Below are 1,421 nucleotides of genomic sequence, written 5' to 3' on the forward strand. Positions count from 1 at the left end.
TTTGATAGTGCTTTTACTCCTCCTTTGTGGCTTTATGCAGATGGGATAAAGTTAGGGTATGAGATAAAAGAAAAAGTCAAGTTTCTAGATAAAAATGGAAAATTTCAAGTAGTTAAAGATAAGGGAGATCCTACAGCTTATGCTACCATTATAGAAGCTAGATTTTCTGCTGATCTTGATAAAGTAGATGAATAATTAAGACAAGAATATCTTAAAAATAAAGAATGGAATAAGATAGAACAAAAACGGTATGAAGCTAAAGAACCTAATGAATTCAATGATGATTTTTGGGGTTTTGGAATTAAAATGAATTCTGTTAATGTTACAAGCAATAAGATGTTAAAAAATAATCAATATATAGTAAGGGAATATCTATGAATAACAAATTTAATTTTGCTAAATTTGCATTAGATTGTTTCATATGTTTTGGAATTGTGATAATCTCCCCATTTGTGTATTCTATATTAATAAAAAGCGATGATTTTCGGTGGTTATTATATCCTATACAATGGTTATTATATCCTATACAATGGTTATTATATCCTATACAATGGTTATTTAATATTGATACTCATACTATTAACGATATATCAATTTTGATTATTGGGTTTTGTTCTTTGAGTATTATTTCATTTTTTATCATTGGTTTTTTTTATAAAATACATAAATTAAGCTTGTTTTTATCATTGATTTTTATGATTTGTTATGCAATATTTGGTTATTATTTTTTTAGTCACTTATAAGGAAATTTTATGAAGTACTACGCAACAATTTATATCCACCCTATGGATTGGAACATTCCCCATGTCTTTTTAGGACTTACTAAAGGCAAAAGTCCTGATGAGCTTGATAAAATAGATGAACAATTAAGACAAGAATATCTTAAAAATAAAGAATGGAATGAGATAGATCAAAAATGGTATAAACAAATTTATCCTAGTATAGTAGACAATGATTTTAAAGATGAGGGATTTTTTGGCTTTGCTCCTGTTGAATCTACTCCTAGCCATTGGGGTAAAGTGTATGAAAATAATCAATATATACCAAAATGGGATAATAATTTTCAGCAATACATTTGTACAGATGAACGCCCATCTTCTACTTTTTGGCAACAAAATCGCTGTGTGCTTGAAATTTCACAAGAGCAGTATGAAGTCTTGCTTAATGAAATTAAAAAAGAAGCAGAGAAAACAAAAAATAGAAATCCCAATCTACAAAAAGATGATAGTAAAATGATAAATCTTGAAAGCATTAGAGAAAACTTATATTATAATTCTTACCCTTTTAATAGTTTTCCTATCCACAATTGTACAACTTGGCTTTTAAATAAACTTTCTGATATAGGAATAGAAGTTATTAATATTGATGAATGGATTCCAGATTTTCCCATATTAGACAACTTAAAAGAAAATTTAAACACA

The 1,421-nt window shown here is 27.2% G+C and carries 2 pseudogenes; both read left to right on the top strand.

From position 1 onward, the window contains the following. Positions 1-195 (top strand): annotated as a pseudogene (locus CAMP5053_RS08085) (hypothetical protein); the annotation flags it as partial. A 557-nt stretch (positions 196-752) separates the two neighbouring features. Continuing rightward, positions 753-1,421, top strand: a pseudogene (locus tag CAMP5053_RS08090) (hypothetical protein); the annotation flags it as partial.

Origin of the sequence: Campylobacter sp. S4:11, assembly GCF_024723695.1 — a bacterium.
Lineage (GTDB): Bacteria > Campylobacterota > Campylobacteria > Campylobacterales > Campylobacteraceae > Campylobacter_D > Campylobacter_D jejuni_C.